At 70.1% G+C, this 18,231-nt stretch carries 14 protein-coding genes; 10 read left to right on the forward strand and 4 right to left on the reverse strand.

Annotated elements, in window-relative coordinates; all coding sequences use genetic code 11:
• The first annotated feature begins 3 nt into the window (after positions 1–3).
• On the forward strand, positions 4–2,064 hold the full coding sequence (locus tag ACFOGJ_RS26110) for a CocE/NonD family hydrolase (RefSeq protein ID WP_379906193.1): 2,061 nt from the start codon (positions 4–6) through the stop codon (positions 2,062–2,064).
• A gap of 7 nt (positions 2,065–2,071) precedes the next feature.
• On the opposite strand, the gene ACFOGJ_RS26115 is transcribed toward ACFOGJ_RS26110, so the two are convergent.
• Complete coding sequence (locus ACFOGJ_RS26115; protein ID WP_379906194.1) at positions 2,072–3,127, reverse strand: hypothetical protein; 1,056 nt, start codon at positions 3,125–3,127, stop codon at positions 2,072–2,074.
• A 283-nt stretch (positions 3,128–3,410) separates the two neighbouring features.
• Positions 3,411–3,887: an MgtC/SapB family protein gene (locus ACFOGJ_RS26120; RefSeq protein WP_379906195.1), complete on the reverse strand. Its 477-nt coding sequence runs from the start codon at positions 3,885–3,887 to the stop codon at positions 3,411–3,413.
• Between the two features lie 122 nt (positions 3,888–4,009).
• On the opposite strand from ACFOGJ_RS26120, the gene ACFOGJ_RS26125 reads away from it, so the two are divergent.
• Positions 4,010–4,492, forward strand: coding sequence for a CBS domain-containing protein (locus ACFOGJ_RS26125; RefSeq protein ID WP_379906196.1), 483 nt, complete (start codon positions 4,010–4,012; stop codon positions 4,490–4,492).
• Positions 4,493–4,543: 51 nt separating this feature from the next.
• On the opposite strand, the gene ACFOGJ_RS26130 is transcribed toward ACFOGJ_RS26125, so the two are convergent.
• Positions 4,544–5,338, reverse strand: coding sequence for an IclR family transcriptional regulator (locus ACFOGJ_RS26130; protein ID WP_379906197.1), 795 nt, complete (start codon positions 5,336–5,338; stop codon positions 4,544–4,546).
• Between the two features lie 84 nt (positions 5,339–5,422).
• Here ACFOGJ_RS26130 and ACFOGJ_RS26135 point away from each other — a divergent pair, with 84 nt between their 5' ends.
• The 4 genes from ACFOGJ_RS26135 to ACFOGJ_RS26150 all read left to right on the forward strand — a co-directional run bounded on the left by ACFOGJ_RS26135 (position 5,423) and on the right by ACFOGJ_RS26150 (position 9,948).
• The gene (locus ACFOGJ_RS26135) at positions 5,423–6,580 is read left to right on the forward strand and encodes a monooxygenase (protein ID WP_379906198.1); all 1,158 of its coding nucleotides are present in this window, start codon (positions 5,423–5,425) and stop codon (positions 6,578–6,580) included.
• Entirely contained in the window at positions 6,577–8,202 is a 1,626-nt protein-coding gene (locus ACFOGJ_RS26140; protein WP_379906200.1) for a benzoate-CoA ligase family protein, read from the forward strand. Before ACFOGJ_RS26135 ends, ACFOGJ_RS26140 begins: the two co-directional genes overlap by 4 nt.
• 114 nt (positions 8,203–8,316) lie before the next feature.
• Positions 8,317–8,847, forward strand: coding sequence for a hypothetical protein (locus ACFOGJ_RS26145; protein WP_379906201.1), 531 nt, complete (start codon positions 8,317–8,319; stop codon positions 8,845–8,847).
• 90 nt (positions 8,848–8,937) lie between these two features.
• A complete protein-coding gene (locus ACFOGJ_RS26150) occupies positions 8,938–9,948 on the forward strand; it encodes a helix-turn-helix transcriptional regulator (protein WP_379906202.1) in 1,011 nt (336 codons plus the stop codon).
• Between the two features lie 344 nt (positions 9,949–10,292).
• On the opposite strand, the gene ACFOGJ_RS26155 is transcribed toward ACFOGJ_RS26150, so the two are convergent.
• Positions 10,293–11,429 carry a serine hydrolase domain-containing protein gene (locus ACFOGJ_RS26155; protein ID WP_379906203.1) on the reverse strand — a complete coding sequence of 379 codons (1,137 nt, stop codon included), beginning with the start codon at positions 11,427–11,429 and terminating at the stop codon, positions 10,293–10,295.
• 221 nt (positions 11,430–11,650) lie between these two features.
• Here ACFOGJ_RS26155 and ACFOGJ_RS26160 point away from each other — a divergent pair, with 221 nt between their 5' ends.
• The 4 genes from ACFOGJ_RS26160 to ACFOGJ_RS26175 all read left to right on the forward strand — a co-directional run bounded on the left by ACFOGJ_RS26160 (position 11,651) and on the right by ACFOGJ_RS26175 (position 18,095).
• Complete coding sequence (locus ACFOGJ_RS26160) at positions 11,651–12,691, forward strand: helix-turn-helix transcriptional regulator (RefSeq protein WP_379906204.1); 1,041 nt, start codon at positions 11,651–11,653, stop codon at positions 12,689–12,691.
• 10 nt (positions 12,692–12,701) lie between these two features.
• Positions 12,702–13,802, forward strand: coding sequence for an AraC family transcriptional regulator (locus tag ACFOGJ_RS26165; RefSeq protein ID WP_379906205.1), 1,101 nt, complete (start codon positions 12,702–12,704; stop codon positions 13,800–13,802).
• 362 nt (positions 13,803–14,164) lie between these two features.
• A complete protein-coding gene (locus tag ACFOGJ_RS26170) occupies positions 14,165–16,234 on the forward strand; it encodes a hydantoinase/oxoprolinase family protein (RefSeq protein WP_379906206.1) in 2,070 nt (689 codons plus the stop codon).
• Between the two features lie 46 nt (positions 16,235–16,280).
• Positions 16,281–18,095, forward strand: a complete 1,815-nt coding sequence (locus ACFOGJ_RS26175) for a hydantoinase B/oxoprolinase family protein (RefSeq protein WP_379906207.1) — start codon at positions 16,281–16,283, stop codon at positions 18,093–18,095.
• The last annotated feature ends 136 nt before the right edge of the window (positions 18,096–18,231 follow it).

Below are 18,231 nucleotides of genomic sequence, written 5' to 3' on the forward strand. Positions count from 1 at the left end.
TGCTTGACCCGTATCGTGACGGAATTCCCGCACCCGGTGCGGGAGGTGGAGAATGCCTGGATCCCGCTGGCCGACGGCACAAGGCTGGCGGCCCGGCTCTGGCTGCCGGAGAGCGGGCGGCCGGTCGCCGTGGTGCTGGAATATCTGCCCTATCGCAAGCGCGACATGACCCGGCGGCGCGACGACCAGATGCACCGCTGGTTCGCCGGCCATGGCATTGCCTGCGCCCGTGTCGACATCCGCGGCACCGGCGATTCCGAAGGTCTGTTCATCGACGAATACAGCCGGCAGGAGCATGAGGATGCCCTGCAGGTGATCGCCTGGCTGGCGGCGCAGCCCTGGTGCAGCGGCGCCGTCGGCATGATCGGCATCTCATGGGGCGGCTTCAACGCGCTGCAGATCGCGGCGCTGCGGCCGCCGGCCCTGAAGGCGGTGATCACGCTCTGCGCCAGCGACGACCGCTATGCCGACGATGCCCACTACATGGGCGGCTGCCTGCTGATGGAGAACCTGCAATGGGGCTCCATCCTGATGCACTACGCCGCCTTTCCGCCGGATCCGGAGCTGTTCGGCGCGGAAGGCGGCCAAGATGGCTGGCAGGACGCCTGGGCCGCCCGGCTGGCGGCGGTGCAGCCCTATCCGGCGGTCTGGATGGGCCATCCGACCCGCGACGCCTATTGGCGCCACGGGTCCGTCTGCGAGAATTTCGAGGCGATCGCCTGTCCGGTGCTGGCGGTTGGCGGCTGGGCCGACGGCTATTCCAACGCGGTGCCGCGACTGCTGGCCGGCCTGAAGGTGCCGTGCCGCGGCATCGTCGGGCCCTGGGCCCATGTCTTTCCCTACGATCCGCTGCCGGGGCCGGCGATCGGCTTCCTGCAGGAGGCGCTGACCTGGTGGCGCGCCTGGCTGGAGGGCGAGGGGCAGGAGGCGGCGATGGCCGGGCCGCGCTACCGTGCCTGGATGCAGGACAGCGTGCCGCCGCAGCCGCACTATGCGGAGCGACCGGGCCGCTGGGTGGCGGAGGACAGCTGGCCCAGCCCGCGCATCCGGCCGCTGGACCTGCACCTGACCGGCGCCGGGCTGCGCCCGGACTCCGATCATGGACCCACAGCCGCGACTGAGCTGTCGATCCAGTCGCCGCAGGTCACCGGCTTCTTCGGCGGCGAATGGTGCGCCTTCGGCGCCGATGGCGAGATGCCGGTGGACCAGCGCCCCGACGACGGCCGCTCGCTCTGCTTCGACACCGTGCCGCTGGACGCGCCGATGGAGATCCTGGGCGCGCCGGAGGTCTGGCTGCAGGTTGCGGTGGACCGGCCGACCGCCTTCCTGGCGGTGCGGCTGTGCGACGTCTTTCCCGACGGCACCTCAGCCCGGGTGAGCTTCGGCATCCTGAACCTCTGCCATCGCCTGGGTCATGACCGGGTGGCGCCGGCGGTTCCCGGTGCACCGATGAAGGTGCATCTGCGGCTGAACGACATCGCCCACCGCTTTCCGGCCGGCCATGTGGTCCGGCTGGCGGTCTCCACCGCCTACTGGCCGATGGTCTGGCCCTCGCCGCAGGCGGTGACGGCGCGGCTCCTCACCGCCGGCAGCCGGCTGGTCCTGCCGGTGCGGCCGGAGGATCCGGCCGATGCCGACCTGCCGCCCTTCCCGCCGGCAGAGATGGCGGCGACCGACGAGCATATCGGCCTGCACCCGGCCCGCTTCCGCCGTACCATCGAACGCGACCTGGTCACCGGCGACACGGTCTACACCCTGCTGGACGAGGCGGCGGAACTGGGCGAGGGGGCGCTGGTGCGGATCGAGGCGATCGGCCTGGACGTCGCCTCCAGCTATCTGAAGCGCTGCCGGATCGAGGACCAGGATCCGACCCATGCGGCGGCGGAGGTGGTGCAGCGCACCCGGCTGTCGCGCGGCAGCTGGCAGGTGCGGCTGGAAACGCGCACCCGCCTGACCGCGGACCACGACACCTTCCGCTTCCATGCCGAGCAGGAGGCGTTCGAGGGCGAGCGCAGCGTCAGCCTGCGCACCTGGGACCTGCCGATCCGCCGCAGCGGGCTGTAGCCGCGGTTCAGGCGATCGCCGGCCGGCTGCGGGCGAGCGCGGTATCCAGGATCGCCCCCAGCAGGGCGGGATAGTCCATGCCGCCGAAGCCGGCCATCAGGGCGAGCTTGCCGTCGTAGCACCAGGCGGGGTTCGGGTTGACCTCCAGCAGCTTGATGCGGCCGGCGGCATCGGTGCGGAAGTCGAAGCGGCCATAGTCGCGCAGCCCCAGGCGGCGGAACAGCCGGCGGGCGTGGCCGGCCAGTTCCGCCTGTGCCGCGGCGGGCAATTCGGCCGGCAGGTAGCGGATGTCCGTCCAGTAGGGCGATGCCGGGTCGGTCTTGGATTCGAAGCCCAGGATCTGCGGCAGGTCCGCCGGCAGGCCGCTATAGTCGACCCGCAGCGGGGTCAGCGCCTGCAGGCCGGTTTCCGGATTGCCGATCAGGCCGATGCCGTACTCCGCGCCCGGCAGGAATTCCTGCGCCAGCACCGGCTCTCCCGGAAAGTCGCGGGCGAGTCGCGCCAGCTGGGCCTCCGCGGCGGCGGCATCGCCGACCACCGCGCCCTTGGTGATGCCCGTCGATCCGTCGGCACGACAGGGCTTCAGCAGGGCCGGGTAGGACAGGTCGGCGACCGGCATCGCCGCGGCATCCTCGGCAAAGCGCTCCTCCGGCACCGGCACCTGCAGGCCCTGTGCCGCCAGGCGGACCAGGGCCTTGTCGAAACAGGTGACCATCGCCTGCGGGCCGGCGCCGCTGTAGGGGATGCCCAGCAGATCCAGATAGGCGGCGATGTGCAGTTCGCGGTCGGGGCGGTTGCCGTAGCCGGTATCGCAGAAGTTCACCGCGAAGTCCGGCGGGTCGTTGGCCAGATCGTCCAGCAGGGTGGCATGCCGATCCAGGAAGCGGAATCGCACCTCCGCGCGGCGGCTGTCGGCGGCGGCCTGCAGGGCCTCGCGCATCAGGCGGCGGGCATGATGGTCTTCCGCCGACCAGGCGCCGTCCAGCTTGGTCCGGTCCGACAGGCGCGGGTCGCCCAGCAGGACGGCGATATCCCTGGGCCAGGGTTCGGCTTCGTCGCTCATGGGTCCAGTATAAGGGGATTGCGGGGAGCAGGGGCGAGGCAGGCCGGCGCGCCCCGGCGGGTGCGACCCGCCGGGGCAGCTTCGTCACTTCTTGCCGGACTTGGGGGCAGCCGGCTTTCCGGCCGGGGCCGGCTTCGCCTCAGGCTTCTTCGCCATTGGAGTGCTCCTGTGCGATGACGGAAATTCGTCATCGCCGTGAAGGATCCTTCCCGCCCCGCCATCCGGCAAACGAATATTTTTGGCGCTTCATATCGAAGAATGCGATGGAAACCGGCCCGCGCACCTACTCCTCCCGCCTCTTTTCCAGTCGCGCCAGCAGGGCCAGGGTCGCCACCGCGAACAGGGTGGTCAGGATGGCCAGGCCGTAGAAGCCCAGGCCTACACCGGCGCCGATCGCCGCGGTCAGCCACAGGGTGACACCGGTGGTCAGTCCGGAAACCTGGCCACGGCTCGCGATCACCGTCCCCGCAGCCAGCACCGCGGCGGCGCCGGAGATCGCCTCGAAGACGCGCAGCGGATCGACGCGCAGCGCGTCGGACAGGCCGGAGGCAGCGTCGACGGTGTCGACGGCATGCATGGACAGGAGGGAAAAGGCTGCGGCGGCAAGGGCGGTCAGCATGTTGGTCCGCAGGCCGGCGGCCTTCTGCTGCATCTCGCGCTCGAAGCCGATCACGGCCCCGAGCGCGCAGGCGAGCGCCAGCCGCCCGACCACCGTCCAGGGCGGGATCTTGAACAGGGCGTCGACCAGGCCGTCCATCATGTGAACGTAACGACGGAACGCAGCCGCGGTTCCGGCGCGGAACTTCGCCCCCGCCCGATGGGTTTCCCCAAGGATCTGGGGGTTTCCCCGGAGATTTGGATCAACAATCCGCAAGCGTACCGATGAAAGCCGCAGACCTCATGCATCCGGCGGATGCCGACATTCATGTCGACCACAATCTCTGCGAGGCACAGGCGCGGTTCGACGCCTCCGGCCGGAATCGCATCCTTGTGCTCGACGCCGACGAGGTGGTGGGCACCCTGCACCGTGCCGACCTGCCGTCGGATCGCGAGGCGTGGGATCGCCTGACCGTGCATGACATCATGACCGCATCGCCGCTGCCGACCTGCGGCGCGGAGGAGACCGCGCAGAAGGTGCGGGCCCTGCTGGACGAGCACCCCTTCGTCCTGGTCCTGGACGAGGAACGGGAAATCGTCGGCATCGTCGAGCGCGGCAGCGACACGCTGGAGCCCAGCCTGGGCGCCGAGGCCACGCCGGAAGAAACCGCGGATCCCACCGGCGGTCGCGCGACCCTCGACGGCGAGGGCAAGCTGCATGTCTATTCCGACAAGCCGCATGTCCGCCGCCTGCGGGAACCGCGATGAGCCGGCGGCCAGCCTTGCCGGGGCCCGCCAGTCCACCGGGCGTGCCGCCTGTCAGCCCTTGCGGACCGATGCCTCCCTTCCGGCAGCGCGCAGCGCGGCAACCGCCGGACTGCCGGGAGCGGTCAGCTCCGGCAGTGGCCCGATCAGGGTGATCGCCGCTTCCGCCTCGTCCTGCCAGTTGAGAACCGGCACGCTGGCGGCGTAGAGGCCGGGGATCAGCCGGCCATCGACCTGCGCCATCCCGTCCCGGCGCACCCTATCGATCATCGCCAGCAGTTCGGCTCGGTCCGGCGCCGTGTCTTCTAGCGTTCCTTTCTCCAGGGCCAGCACCTCCGCCGTCAGCCGTTCCGGCAGCCAGGCCAGGAAGACATGGCCGGTGGCCGAGCGGGTCAGCGGCAGCACCGAGCCCAGGCCCAGGGTCGTGACCGCATAGCGGGCGGCCCGTTCCCAGCGCACGATGACCGGGCCGGCATTGCTCCAGACCGCCAGCAGGGCCGTGGCGCCCGTCGCCTCCACCAGGGGTGGCATCAGGTCGGCCGCCCGGTTCACCAGCTGCAGCCGGCTGAGCGCTGCCAGCCCCAGTTCCATCGCCAGCGGACCCAGGTCGTACTGGCCGGACCGCCGGCGCTGCACCGCCAGCCCGCCGGCGACCAGGCTGGCAAGATAGCGATGCGCCTTGCTCGGCGGCATGCCGGCGGCGGCGCTGAGTGCCGTCAGCGACAGCGGGCCGGGCGCGGCTGCCAGCGCCCGCAGCAGGGTCATGGCCTGGTCGACCGACTGGATGCCGCGGGTACGTGGCCGCGCCTCTTCCCCGTCATGGTCCGCCGCCGCGCCGGCGATTGACATGGTGTTTTCCCCATAGGTAAATCTTTTCCTCATTATGCAATAGACAATCCCGGCCGCGAAAGGCCCGGGGCGGGAGGAACGGCCATGCGGCGCATCGCGATCCTCGGGGCGGGGCCGGCAGGCCTCTATGCCGGCTACCTGCTGAAGCGCGCCTTTCCCGACCTGGAGGTCGATATCCGGGAGCAGAACCCGGCCGATGCGACCTTCGGCTTCGGTGTCGTGTTCTCCGACCGCGCGCTGGAATTCCTGCGGGAGGACGATCCGGGCACCCATGCCAGCATCACCCCGCACATGGAGGTCTGGGACGACCTGACCGTCCATCACCGGGGCGAGGCGATCCGCATCGACGGCATCGGCTTCTCGGCCATCGGCCGCCTGCACCTGCTGCAGCTGCTGCAGGAGCGGGCGCGAAGCGTCGGCCTGCGACCGGTATTCGAGCGACCGGTGGAAAGCCTGGACGAACTGGGCGAGGCCGACCTGGTGATCGGCGCCGACGGGGTGAACTCGCTGCTGCGGCGGCATTATGCCGACGGCTTCGGCGCGCAGGTGGAAGAGCTGCGCAACCGCTTCGTCTGGTACGGCACCGACAGGCCCTTCGACACCCTGAGCCAGACCTTCGTTGCGACCGAAGACGGCGCCTTCAACGCCCACCACTACCGCTACACCCCGCAGATGAGCACCTTCATCGTGGAGACCACGCCGGAGGTCTGGGAACGGGCGGGCTTCGCCGCGATGGACGATGCGCAGACCCGCGCCTATTGCGAGGCGGCCTTCGCGGACTCCCTGCAGGGGGCGAAGCTGATCTCCAACCGGTCGATCTGGCGGCGCTTCCCGCAGGTCGGCAACGATCGCTGGTGGCTGCGGGACGGCGCCCGCCACGCGGTCCTGATCGGCGATGCGCTGCGCACGGCGCATTTCTCCATCGGTTCGGGCACCCGCCTGGCGCTGGAGGATGCGATTGCCCTGGTGCGCGCCCTTCGGGACGCCGATGGCGACCTGGCCGCCGGGCTGGCGGCGTTCGAGGCGGCGCGCCGGCCGGTGGTCGACAAGCTGGTGGCCGCCGCCCTGTCCAGCGCTCGCTGGTACGAGGCGTTCGACCGGCACATGGCCTTGGCCCCCTGGGACTTCGCCTACAGCTATATCCGCCGGGCGGGCCGGGTCAGCGACGAGCGGTTGCGCCAGGTCGCGCCGCGCTTCATGGCCGGCTGCGAGGCGTCGCGCGATGCGGGAGCCGGGCGATGAGCGGCGGGATGGAGCAGGGGCCGGGGCCGCTGCAGGACCTGGTGCCGGACGATGCGCCCGGCGCGCGGGAGATCGGCTTTTCGGTGCCGCAGCGCCACAACGCCGCGGCGATCCTGTTCGACAACCTGGCCGCCGGCCGCGGCGACAAGGTCGCGGTGCATGCCGACACGGGCACCGTGACCTATGCGGAACTCTGCGCACAGGCCTGCCGCATCGGCCATGCGCTGCTGGATGCCGGCCTGCGCCGCGGCGACCGGGTGCTGCTGTTCCTGGACGACACGGCAGCCTATCCGGCGGCCCTGTTCGGCGCGGTACGGGCGGGGCTTGTGCCGATGCTGGTGAACACCCTCTCCACCCCGGACCTGCTGCGCTTCTACCTGGAGGATTCGGGCGCCCGCGCGGTGATCGCGGATGCGGCCTTCGCCGACCTTTTCACGGCGGATCTGCTGGCGGCGACGGAGGTGCAACTGGCTGTCGCCGTGAACGGCGCAGCCCCCCAGGATTGCCCCCTGCGCGATGGCGACAGCTGGTTCGCCGGCTTTCCCGGCGACCTGCCGGCGGCCGATACCGACGCGGACGAGATGTGCTTCTGGATGTATTCCTCCGGCTCCACGGGGCGGCCGAAAGGGGTGGTGCATCTGCAGCACGACATGCCCTACATCGCCGCCAGCTATGCCCGGCACATCCTGCAGATCGGGGAAGGCGATATCTGTTTCTCGGTGCCGAAGATCTTCTTCGCCTATGGCTTCGGCAATGCGCTGGTCTTTCCGTTCCATGTCGGCGCCGCCACTGTCCTGATGACCGGGCGGCCCACCCCGGCGCGGGTCTTCGACACCGTGCGCCGGCACCGGCCGACCCTGTTCTTCGGCCTGCCCACCCTCTACACCGCGCTGGCGCGGGCGCCGGAGGCGGCAGCCGCCGACCTCTCCAGCGTCCGGCTCTGCATCTCCGCGGCGGAGATCCTGTCGACGGAGATCTTCGAGGCCTGGCGCGCCCGCTTCGGTCACCGCATCGTCGAGGGGCTGGGATCCACCGAGGTGCTGCACATCTACCTTTCCAATACGCCCGATCAGCAGAAGCGCGGCGCGGCCGGCCGCCGGGTGCCGGGCTACGAGCTGAAGCTGACCGACCGCGACGGCCATCCGGTCGGCCCGGGGGAAGAGGGGATCCTCTGGGTGCGCGGCGATTCCGCCGCGCCCTGCTACTGGAACCGGCCGGACAAGACGGCGGAGACGATGCGCGACGGCTGGATCTGGACCGGCGACCGCTTCGACGTCGACGCGGAGGGCTTCCACTATTTCCGCGGCCGCGCCGACGACCTGGTGAAGGTCTCCGGCCAGTGGGTCTATCCGCTGGAGATCGAGCTCTGCCTGGCCGATCATCCGCAGGTGCGCGAATGCGCGGTGCTGGCGGTGGAGATGGCGGACCGGCGCATGACCCTGCGTGCCTACGTGGTGCTGCTGGACGGCGCGGAAGGGCCGGAGCTGACGAAAAGCCTGCAGGACTTCGTCAAGCAGCGGCTGCTGCCCTTCAAGTATCCGCGGGAGGTGGTCTACCTGCCCGAACTGCCGAAGACCGGCACCGGCAAGATCGACCGGCAGGCGCTGAAGCTGCAGGGCTGACCAGGAGCGCATGGCGGGCCGCGGGCCCTGGCGCGCCGCAGCCTTCCGGGACTCGCGCGCCGCCGCCCGCCGCACTACCCTTCGGTCCGGATGCCAACAGCCCGGATGACAGGGGTGGATGCCAAGACGCTCGATCAGCTTCTGAATGACCCGGCGATACAGGACCTCCTGGAGGCGTCATCGCCCGACAAGTCGATGCTCGAGCGGATCGCCGATGTCCTGGACGACCCGAACCGCCCCGTCACGGCGGGCGAATTCCTCGGCCAGGGCCTTGGCCGGGTGCTCGGCCTGGCCGTGCGCGACCGGCAGGATTTCGACTGCCCGCTCGATCCCGCCCCCTGCACCGTCGCGGCCATGATGGCGGCGCTGGAGCAGGAGGTCGAGATCGATGCTGTGCGGTCCGACGGGAACGGCCATCTCATCCGGGGCAGGATGCCGGGAGGCTGGGCCTTCCTGAACGGCCACCTGATCGTGGAGATCCGCAGCGCCGACCATGGCTCGACGATTGCCGCCATGACGGAGATCAGGAACCAGAGACTCGCATGGGGTGCCGGCAAGCGCCGGCTCAGGCGCTTTCAGGCTGCGTTCGAGACGGCCTCGGCGAAGGTCGATACGGCGGTCCGGTGGCCCGGCCGGTCTTTGTGACAGGCGGCGGCAGCGATAGACTGGGCGCCGTTCCCCAATTCCCGTTCCCCGGTTGCCGCGTTCTGAGGCGACGGAAGCGCGAGGGCGACCTTGGCAGAGCTGGCACCACGCTGGGAGAATGAAGCCGCGGCGGACCGCTTCCCGGCCATGAGCTTCGACATCCACGACGTCGCGCCGGCGCAGCGCTGCGACGCGCTGGTCGAAGCCATCGACCGTGCCTATTACCCCTGCGAGACCCGCTTCCTGAGCGATCTGCACCGCGGCCGCATGCGCTGTGTTGAGGTCGGCCCGGTGCGGATGGGCTATGGCGATGTCGACCCGATGCGGGTGGACCGCAGCCCGGCGATGCTGCGGCGGGCCGCGGGCGACTATGTCTTCCTGCCGCTGCCGCTGCGCGAGGGGATCCGCCTGACCCAACGGGGCCGCAGCGCCTGGGTCGGCCCGGACAGCTTCGCCTGCATCGCCACGGCGGAGGTCTACAGCTACGAGCAGCCGCGGCCGCTGGAGCTCTATACCCTGCGGATCGCGGCGGCGGCGGTGCGCGACCGGATCCGCAACCTCGAGGACATGACCGTGCGGCCGCTCTCCGCCCGCAGCGGGGCAGGGGCGCTGTTCCTGGACTATGCCCTGGCGTTCTGCCGCAATGCGCGCAGCTTCGACCGGGCGACGGGCAGCCTGTCGGTGAACCATCTGCTGGACCTGCTGGCGCTGTCGCTGCAGGAGGTCGGGCCCGCGCCCGACGCCTCGGAGGCCGCGATGCGCGAGGCGCATCGCCAGCGGATCCGCCGCTACCTCGACAGCCGGCTGGGCGATCCGGGCCTGGGGACGGAAAGCATCGCCGGCGCCTTCGGCCTCTCGGAGCGCTACCTGCAGAAGCTGTTCGCCGAAAGCGGCGAGACCCTGTCCCGCCTGATCCGCGACCGCCGCATCGCCGAGGCGCAGCGCCTGCTGAGCGCACCCGGGGCGCGCAGCCTTGCCATCGCGACCATCGCCTACCGCACCGGCTATGCCGACCCGGCCTATTTCAGCCGCGTCTTCCGGGAAGCGACGGGATTGTCGCCGCGGGAGTACCGGGCGCAGGCGGCGGAACGGCGGGGCTGACCGGGGCGCGACGCGCCACCAATGCTCGGGTCGTTCCAGGGCCTGACCCTGGAACCCATTCCGCCGACGGCGAGCCGTAGCTCGGTGTGCGGAATGGGTCCTCGCCTCAGGGGCTATGGCATTCACACAACTCACCAGCAGACTCAAATCGGCGCCGCGGTCCATCCCAGATGCCGTCGCTCTCGGGCTTGACCCGAGAGGCGCGACGGGACAGAGACGCTGCGCAGCCTCGCCGTCCTGCCACGATCCTCGGGTCAAGCCCGAGGACGACGGCGGCGGGGAGCCGCGGCGAGAAGATGTGTGAATGCCGTAGCCTCGAGGGCGAGGATGACACCGCCCGGACCTCATCGCCAGAACTGCGCGATCGCCGCGTCCGACAGGCGCTGGAAGCGCTCGCAGCTGTTCGCTTCCTCCATCACGCCGGTGGTCAGGCAGACGAAGGTCATGTCGCGCGCGGGATCGACCCAGAACAGGGTGCTGCCTGCCCCCAGGCCGCCGAACGTGCCCGGACTGGCCAGGTGCCCGAAATAGGTCGGGATCATGCCCTGGCCGCGCAGGAAGAAGCCCAGCCCCAGATTGGCGGGAAAGATCGGCCAGCCCTTCAGGCTGCGGGCATAGTGCCAGAGGTCGTTGGGCAGATCCCCGGTATGGTTGGCGGTGGCGAAGGCCAGCATCGCCGGCGACAGGATCCGGCTGGCGGGGTCGCCGTCCAGGCAGCCGCCGCCGCGCAGCGCCTCGGCGAAGCGGAAGACGTCGCCGGCGCTGGCCATGATGCCGCCGGCCGGGATCTCCCAGTCGTTTTCCGGATCCAGCAGCGCCTCGCCATAGGTGACCAGCCCGTCCAGGTCGAACAGGCCGGGGCTGTCATCGGCCTTGCGCATCGTCACGGCGCGCGGCACCAGGTCGGCGCGCATGCCCAGCGTCGTGTCCGCCAGGCCAAGCGGGCGGAAGATCCCCTCCGCCATGATCTCGCGGAATCGGCGCGTGCCGCCGTCCAGGCGGCGCACCACCTCCGCTGCCACGGCATGGGCCATCATCGGCGCATAGGAGACCGCCGTGCCAGGCACGCTGACCGGCGGGCTGTCGCAGACCGCGGCGACGACCTTTTCCAGGTCGCCCAGGTGGGCAAAGTCGACCGCCGGGAAGCCGGGCCCGACGCCCGCCATGTGGCAGAGGAGCTGGCCGATCGTGGCATTCTGCTTGCCGCGCGCGCCGAAGGCCGGCACCACGTCGGCGACCGGCTGGTTCAGCCGGCAGCGGCCGCGCTCCACCATCTGCAGCACGGTGACGGCGGTGTAGCTCTTGGCGATCGAGAACAGCGGAAAGACGGAGTCCCCGGCCAGGGGGCGGCCGGCCCGCCGGTCGGCGAAGCCCTGCGCGGCGCGGTACAGGACATTGCCCCCCTGCGCCACGATGGTGACGGCGCCGTCATAGGTGCCGGCGGCGATGTCCGCCTCGATCGCGTCCTGCAGCAGATTCATCGCTTGCCCCCCAGCCCCTGTCGACGCGGCCGACCATAGATCCGGAACGCCGCCCGGCAAGTGGCAATGTTGCATCCCGGGGGATGCAGCTTGGTCTGTGACAAACGCGTTGCGGACGTCTACACTGCGCGCCCAAAGGGGGAGCGCGGACCAACTCTGAGGCTGCCTTGGGAGACTTGCTGCAACCTTTGGCTGAGTCATCGGATGTCGCGGAGGCCGAAATGTTTCCGGCCCTGCGTTTCGACATCGCGGACCTGCCGGAACATCGTCGGCTCGACGGCCTGATCAGCGCCATCGACGAATGCTTCTACCCCTGCGAGACCCTGATGTCGTCGCGGGTGCTGACCGACGACCGGCTGACGGTGGTCGATGTCGGGCCGATCCGGGCCGGCCGGGTGCGCGCGGACCCTATGGTGGTGCACCGCACGCCGCGCCTGATCCGCCGGCGGGTGGGCGACTACCTGTTCGTGCCGGTGCCGCTGCAGCACAAGGTGCATCTGCGGCAGCGCGGCCGCGAGGCGGAGATCGACGGCAGCTGCTTCGGCTTCACCGCGACGGCGGAGAGCTATTCCTACGAGCAGCCCGAGAAGTTCGAGATGATCACCCTGCGCATCGACGCCGACCAGGTGCGCAGCCGGGTGCCGCATGTCGAGGACCTGACCGCCACCGGCTTCCCGGCGCTGGGCGGCGCCGGCGCCATGTTCCTCGATTATGCGCGGTCGTTCTGCATCAACGCCGAGCGGCTGGACCGGCCCACGGGCATGTTCGCGGTGCGGCACCTGCTGGACCTGTTCGCGCTGGCCGTGACCTCTGGCGACCATGTGCCGGGTCCGGCGGAGAGCGCGGTGCGCGAGGCGCATCGCCAGCGGATCCTGCGCCATGTCGAGGCGCACCTTGCCGACCCGTCGCTCAGCACCCAGTCGGTCGCGCAGGACCTGCGGCTGTCGGACCGCTACATCCAGAAGCTGCTGTCGGAACGGGAGCAGACCCTGTCCGGGCTGATCCGCGACCGCCGTGTGTCGGAAGCACGCCGTCTGCTGGTGGACCCGACCAACCGCGGCCGCTCGATCAGCACCATCGCCTTCCAGGTCGGCTATGCCGATCCGGCCTATTTCAGCCGCGTCTTCCGGGAGGCGGTCGGCCTCTCCCCGCGCGACTATCGCAACCGGGAGCGGGTGCGTCCCGACGGCGACGCGGCCGGGCGTCAGGCGGGACGGCGCAGCGGCCTGCCTGCTTTGCCGCCGCCCGGCGGGGAAGACTGAGGGCCAGACGATGCCGGTGATCAGCGATCCATCCCATGCCGCTGCCCTGGCCGGTGCCGCCTCCGCGCCGGCAGCCATCCCGTGGACCGGTGGCGAAACCCTGGCGGAGGTGACGGGCAAGAGCGGCACGGTCGCCCGGCGCTTCGACATCCGTGCAGTGCCGACCGCCCGGCGCCGCGATGCCCTGGTCGGTGCGCTGGACAGCGTCTACTACCCCTGCGACTTCGCCTTCAGCACCCCGGACGTGGTGGCCGGCGCGGTGCGGGTGGTCGATTTCGGCCCCGTGCAGGCCGGCCGGGTCCGCCTGGACCCAGTCTATGTCGAGCGCACCTCCCGCCAGATCAGCCGCCGCAGCGGCGATTTCGTCTTCGTGCCGATGCCCCTGGCAGCCGGCCCGGGGCAGAGCGAGGGCGGGGGCGGCCGGCTCCGCTTGCGCCAGCGCGGGCGCGAGGCGGATGCCGACGGCACGCAGTTCGCCTTTGCCGCCTCGGCCGATGCCTATGCCTACATGCACGACTGCCAGATGGATGCGGTCACCGTCCGCATCGAGGCGGCGGAAGTGCGCGGCCGGGTCCCCCATTTCGAGGACCTGACCGCAACCGGCTTCCGGGGGGAGGGCAATGCGGCGGCGCTGTTCATGGACTATGCGCGGTCCTTCTGCCTGAACGCCGCCAGCCTGGACGGCCAGGCCGGCGCGGTCGCCGCCCGGCACCTCCTGGACCTGTTCGCGATGGCGCTGCTGTCCGGCGGCAGCGGTGCCGGCGGCACCGAGAGCGCGGTGCGGGAGGCCAACCGGCAGCGCATCCTGCGCCATGTCGAGACCCGGCTGGGAGATCCCGAGCTCGGCACCGCCTCGGTGTCGCGGGCGCTGGGCCTGTCGGAGCGCTATATCCAGAAGCTGCTGGCGGAACATGCGGAGACCCTGTCCGGCGTGATCCGCGAACGCCGGGTCGCGGAGGCGAAGCGCCTGCTGGCCGATCCCGCCATGCAGTGCCGCAGCATTGCCACCATCGCTTACCAGCTCGGCTTTTCCGACCCGGCCTATTTCAGCCGGGTGTTCCGCGAGGTGACCGGCGCTTCGCCCCGCGACTACCGGAACGGCGGCGGCTGAACGCGGGGCCCGGCAGCGGCCCCTCAGTTTCCTCCTCCGGCATTCTCCCCTCCGGCATTCTCCCCTCCGGCATTCTCCCCTCCGGCATTCTCCCCTCCGGCATTCTCCCCTCCGGCATTCTCCCTGCCGGCGTTCTCCGGTGTCGTTCCTGTCCGGCTATTCGGTCGGGCCTGTCCAAGACAGTTTCCCGCCGATCGCGCAGACTGCAGCGGTCGGATCAGGGATCGCACCGGCCCGCTTCCGCCTTACCGGGGCGGCGGGCCGGCGGAGTCCCGGACCCGCATCACCGGATTTGAAGCGACCTGCGCCCCAGGGCAGCCACAGGCACCGGCGGCGCAGGCCAGGCAGTGGAGATGGAGCACATGGTCTTTCGCGTCTCGGTCGATACCGGAGGCACCTTCACCGACGTCGTGGTGGCGGACGAGAAGGGCAACCTGACCATCGGCAAGGCCCTCACCACCCGGGACCGGATCTTCCTGGGCATGAAGGAGGCCATCGAGGCGGCGGCGAAGGAGCTGGGCATCGGCCTGCAGGAGCTGCTGGACCAGTCCGAGATGCTGATCTACGGCACCACCCGGGCGACCAATGCCATCGTCACCAAGAACGTGGCGAAGACCGCCTTCCTGACCACCCAGGGCTTCCCCGACATCCTGCTGGTGAAGGAGGGCGGCAAGCACAACCCGCACGACTTCACGGTCGAGTTCCCGGACCCCTATATCCCGCGGCGCTACACCTTCGAGATCGAGGAGCGGATGAGCTCCGAGGGGGTGCCGTCGAAGCCGTTCAGCGAGGCGCAGGCCCGCGAGGTGCTGCAGACCCTGAAGGCGCGGGGCTTCGAGGCGGTGGCGGTCTGCCTGCTCTGGTCGGTCGCCAATCCGGCGCATGAGCTGCGCCTGGGCGAGCTGATCGAGGAAATCCTGCCCGGCGTGCCCTACACCCTGTCGCACCAGCTGATCCCGATCGTCCGGGAATATCGCCGCGCCTCCGCCACCGCCATCGACGCCTCCCTGAAGCCGCTGATGCAGGAGCATCTGCGGGGCCTGGAGAGCGACCTGCGCGATGCCGGCTACAAGGGCGAGATCCTGGTCTCCACCACCGCCGGCGGCTGCAACCATGTCGCCGCCCTGATCGAGAAGCCGATCTATACCGTCGGCTCCGGCCCGGCGATGGCGCCGATCGCGGGCATCACCTTCTCGCAGCTCGAAGAGCTGGGCGACAATGTCATCATCTGCGACACAGGCGGCACCACCTTCGATGTCGGCCTGGTGCGCGACGGCCGCCTGGTGTTCAGCCGCGACACCTGGCTGGGCCAGGCCTTCACCGGCGACCTGCTGGGCATCTCGGCGGTCGACATGCGCTCCATCGGCGCCGGCGGCGGCTCCATCGCCTGGATCGACGATGGCGGGCTGATGCGGGTCGGGCCGCAATCCGCCGGCGCGGAGCCGGGACCGGCCTGCTACGGCCGCGGCGGCACCGAGCCGACCGTATCCGACGCCGCCGTGGTGCTGGGCTATTTCGACCCGGACTATTTCCTGGGCGGCCGCATGACCCTGGACAAGGCGGCGGCGAAGAAGGCCGTTTCCAAGGTCGCCGACCGGATCGGCATGTCGGTGGAGGAGACCGCGTTCCGCATCCTCACCCTGGCCAGCGACCTGATGATCCGGGCGATCCACGACATCACCATCAACGAAGGCTTCAACCCGCGGGAGAGCGCGATCGTCGCCGGCGGCGGCGCAGCCGGCGTGAACATCCTGCCGATCGCCAAGGAACTGGGCTGCGACAATGTCATCCTGCCCAAGGTCGCCTCGGCGCTGTCGGCGTCGGGCATGCAGCATGCCGACATCGTGGCGGAGGAGGCGGCGAGCTACGTCACCCGCTCCGACCGCTTCGACTTCGACGGGGTGAACGCCACCTTCGCGGAGCTGGACAAGCGGCTGAATGCCTTCCGCGACACCCTGCCGAAATGGGACGGGCAGAAGGTCACCTACGAATACATTGCCGAATGCCGCTACCTGGCGCAGGTCTGGGAACTGGACGCGCCGATCGGCAAGTCGCGGTTCGAGAACCAGGCCGACCTGGACGCCTTCGTCGAGGCGTTCCACCAGATCCACGAGCGGGTCTTCGCCATGCGCGACGACGGCAGCCCGGTGGAGGTGGTGAACTGGAAGGCGCGCCTGGTCGTCAGCCTGGCCTCGCCGCCGCAGGAAAGCCCGAAGGTGACGGAGACGAAGCCCGACAGCCCGACCCTGACCCGGGACTGCTTCTTCGGCACCGCCGAGCCGGTGAAGACGCCGATCTACAAGTCGATGGACCTGAAGCCGGGCGACGTGGTCGCCGGGCCGGCGATCATCGAGGAGCCGACCACCACCCTGGTCGTCTATCCCGAGATGTCCGCCAAGGTCAGCGGCGCCGGCAACTACCTGCTGCGCTGATCCCCTGACACCCTGATCCCCTGCCCCTTCGAAGGGAGGCCCCGCGATGACCGACACGCAGGCGACCGACGGAAGCGATACCGGCTTCGACCCGTTCATGACGGCAATCCTGGCGAACCGCATGGACGGCGTGATCCGGGAGATGACCAACACCCTGCTGCGGGCGGGGCGGTCGGCGGTGCTGAACACGGCGCGCGACTTCTCCTGCGCCCTCTGCACCGGCGAGCATGACCTGCTGGCGGCGGCGGAAGGGCTGCCGATCCACATCTTCGGCAGCCACATGCAGTCCAAGGCGATGGCCGACTTCAACCCGGACATGCGCGAGGGCGACTGCTACCTGCACAACGATCCCTACACGGGCAACACCCATCCGGCGGATCACACCTTCCTGGTGCCGGTCTATATCGACGGCGAACATCTGTTCACCACGGTGGTGAAGGCGCACCAGGCCGATATCGGCAATTCGCTGCCGACGACCTACATGGCCTCCGCCAAGGACCAGTACGAGGAAGGCGCGCTGATCTTCCCGGCGGTGCGGATCCAGCGCGACTACCAGATGGTCGAGGACGTGATCCGCATGTGCCGGTCGCGGATCCGGGTGCAGAACCAGTGGTACGGCGACTATCTGGCGGGCATCGGCGCCGCCCGGGTGGGCGAGCGCCGGCTGAAGGAGATCGGCGCCAAGTACGGCAAGGAGACCCTGAAGGCCTTCATCCGGCACTGGCTGGACTATTCCGAGCAGCGGATGATCGCCGCCCTGAAAAAGCTGCCGAAGGCCACCCTGACCAATTCCGGCGCGCATGATCCGTTCGAAGGTGTCGTGCCCGACGGCATCCCGCTGAACGTGACCGTGCATATCGACCCCGACGCGGCGATGGTCGATCTGGACCTGACCGACAATATCGACAACCTGGATTGCGGGCTGAACGAGAGCGAGGCCTGCGTCGGCGCCTCCACCTTCGCCGGGATCTTTAACTCGATCGACCCGACGGTGCCGCGCAATTCCGGCTCCTTCCGCAGGGTGCGCCTGCATCTGCGCGACGGCAGCGTCGCGGGCCGGCCGCAATTCCCGCATTCCTGCTCCGTCGCCACCACCAACGTGGCGGATCGGCTGATCAACATCACCCAGGCCGCCTTCGCCGAGATCGGCGACGGCTTCGGCGTGGCCGAGGGCGGGGTCGGCATGGGGGCGGCCTTCGCCGTCGTCTCCGGCAAGGACAAGCGCCATGGCGGCGAGGCCTATGTGAACCAGCTGATCGCCGGCTCCGCCGGCGGGCCGGCCAGCCCGGTCGCCGACGGCTGGATCACCTGGGGCATCCCGGTCGTGGCGGGCCTGATGTACCGCGACTCAATCGAGGTGGACGAGCTGAAGCATCCGCTGGAGTTCGACTATTGCCGGGTGGTCTCCGCCACCGGCGGCGCCGGCCGCTATCGCGGCGCGCCGGGCATGGAACTGAGCTACGGCCCGAAGGACGAGGCGATGGACGTGCTCTGGCCCTGCGACGGCACCGTCTATCCGCCCAAGGGCGTCCGCGGCGGCGAGGATGCGCAGCCCTGCCGCCACTTCAAGGTCAGTGCCAACGGCCTGGAAGAGGAACTGGGCGGAATCGCGATGCTGAAGCTGGTGAAGGGCGAGAAGGTGCGCGGCCAGAATTCCGGCGGCGGCGGCTATGGCGACCCCCTGCAGCGCGACCCGAAGCGCGTGCTGCGCGACGTGCTGGAACGCTACGAGACGGCGGACCGCGCCCGCGACATCTACGGCGTGGTGCTGACCGGGTCGCCGGAGGATGACAGCCTGGCCATCGACCAGGCGGCGACCGAGGCCCGGCGGGCGGAGCTGACCGCCGCGCCGGCCGAATAGCGGTCGGACCGGGCCTGGAATGTCCGAGAGCGAGGGTTCGACCGGCTTCGACCCGTTCATGACCGCCATCCTGGCGAACCGGATGGACGGCGTGATCCGGGAGATGACGAACACCCTGCTGCGGGCCGGGCGGTCG

Origin of the sequence: Marinibaculum pumilum, from assembly GCF_042646425.1 — a bacterium.
Taxonomy (GTDB): Bacteria; Pseudomonadota; Alphaproteobacteria; order Ferrovibrionales; family Ferrovibrionaceae; genus Marinibaculum; species Marinibaculum pumilum.

Excerpts from the sequence above, each read along its gene's own strand:
- ACFOGJ_RS26175 (WP_379906207.1), top strand. The coding sequence starts at position 16,281 with ATGACCGACACGCAGGCGACCGACGGAAGCGATACCGGCTTCGACCCG.
- ACFOGJ_RS26140 (WP_379906200.1), top strand. The coding sequence starts at position 6,577 with ATGAGCGGCGGGATGGAGCAGGGGCCGGGGCCGCTGCAGGACCTGGTG.
- ACFOGJ_RS26170 (WP_379906206.1), top strand. The coding sequence starts at position 14,165 with ATGGTCTTTCGCGTCTCGGTCGATACCGGAGGCACCTTCACCGACGTC.
- ACFOGJ_RS26155 (WP_379906203.1), bottom strand. The coding sequence starts at position 11,429 with ATGAATCTGCTGCAGGACGCGATCGAGGCGGACATCGCCGCCGGCACC.
- ACFOGJ_RS26120 (WP_379906195.1), bottom strand. The coding sequence starts at position 3,887 with ATGATGGACGGCCTGGTCGACGCCCTGTTCAAGATCCCGCCCTGGACG.
- ACFOGJ_RS26135 (WP_379906198.1), top strand. The coding sequence starts at position 5,423 with ATGCGGCGCATCGCGATCCTCGGGGCGGGGCCGGCAGGCCTCTATGCC.
- ACFOGJ_RS26115 (WP_379906194.1), bottom strand. The coding sequence starts at position 3,127 with ATGAGCGACGAAGCCGAACCCTGGCCCAGGGATATCGCCGTCCTGCTG.
- ACFOGJ_RS26130 (WP_379906197.1), bottom strand. The coding sequence starts at position 5,338 with ATGTCAATCGCCGGCGCGGCGGCGGACCATGACGGGGAAGAGGCGCGG.
- ACFOGJ_RS26160 (WP_379906204.1), top strand. The coding sequence starts at position 11,651 with ATGTTTCCGGCCCTGCGTTTCGACATCGCGGACCTGCCGGAACATCGT.
- ACFOGJ_RS26125 (WP_379906196.1), top strand. The coding sequence starts at position 4,010 with ATGAAAGCCGCAGACCTCATGCATCCGGCGGATGCCGACATTCATGTC.
- ACFOGJ_RS26165 (WP_379906205.1), top strand. The coding sequence starts at position 12,702 with ATGCCGGTGATCAGCGATCCATCCCATGCCGCTGCCCTGGCCGGTGCC.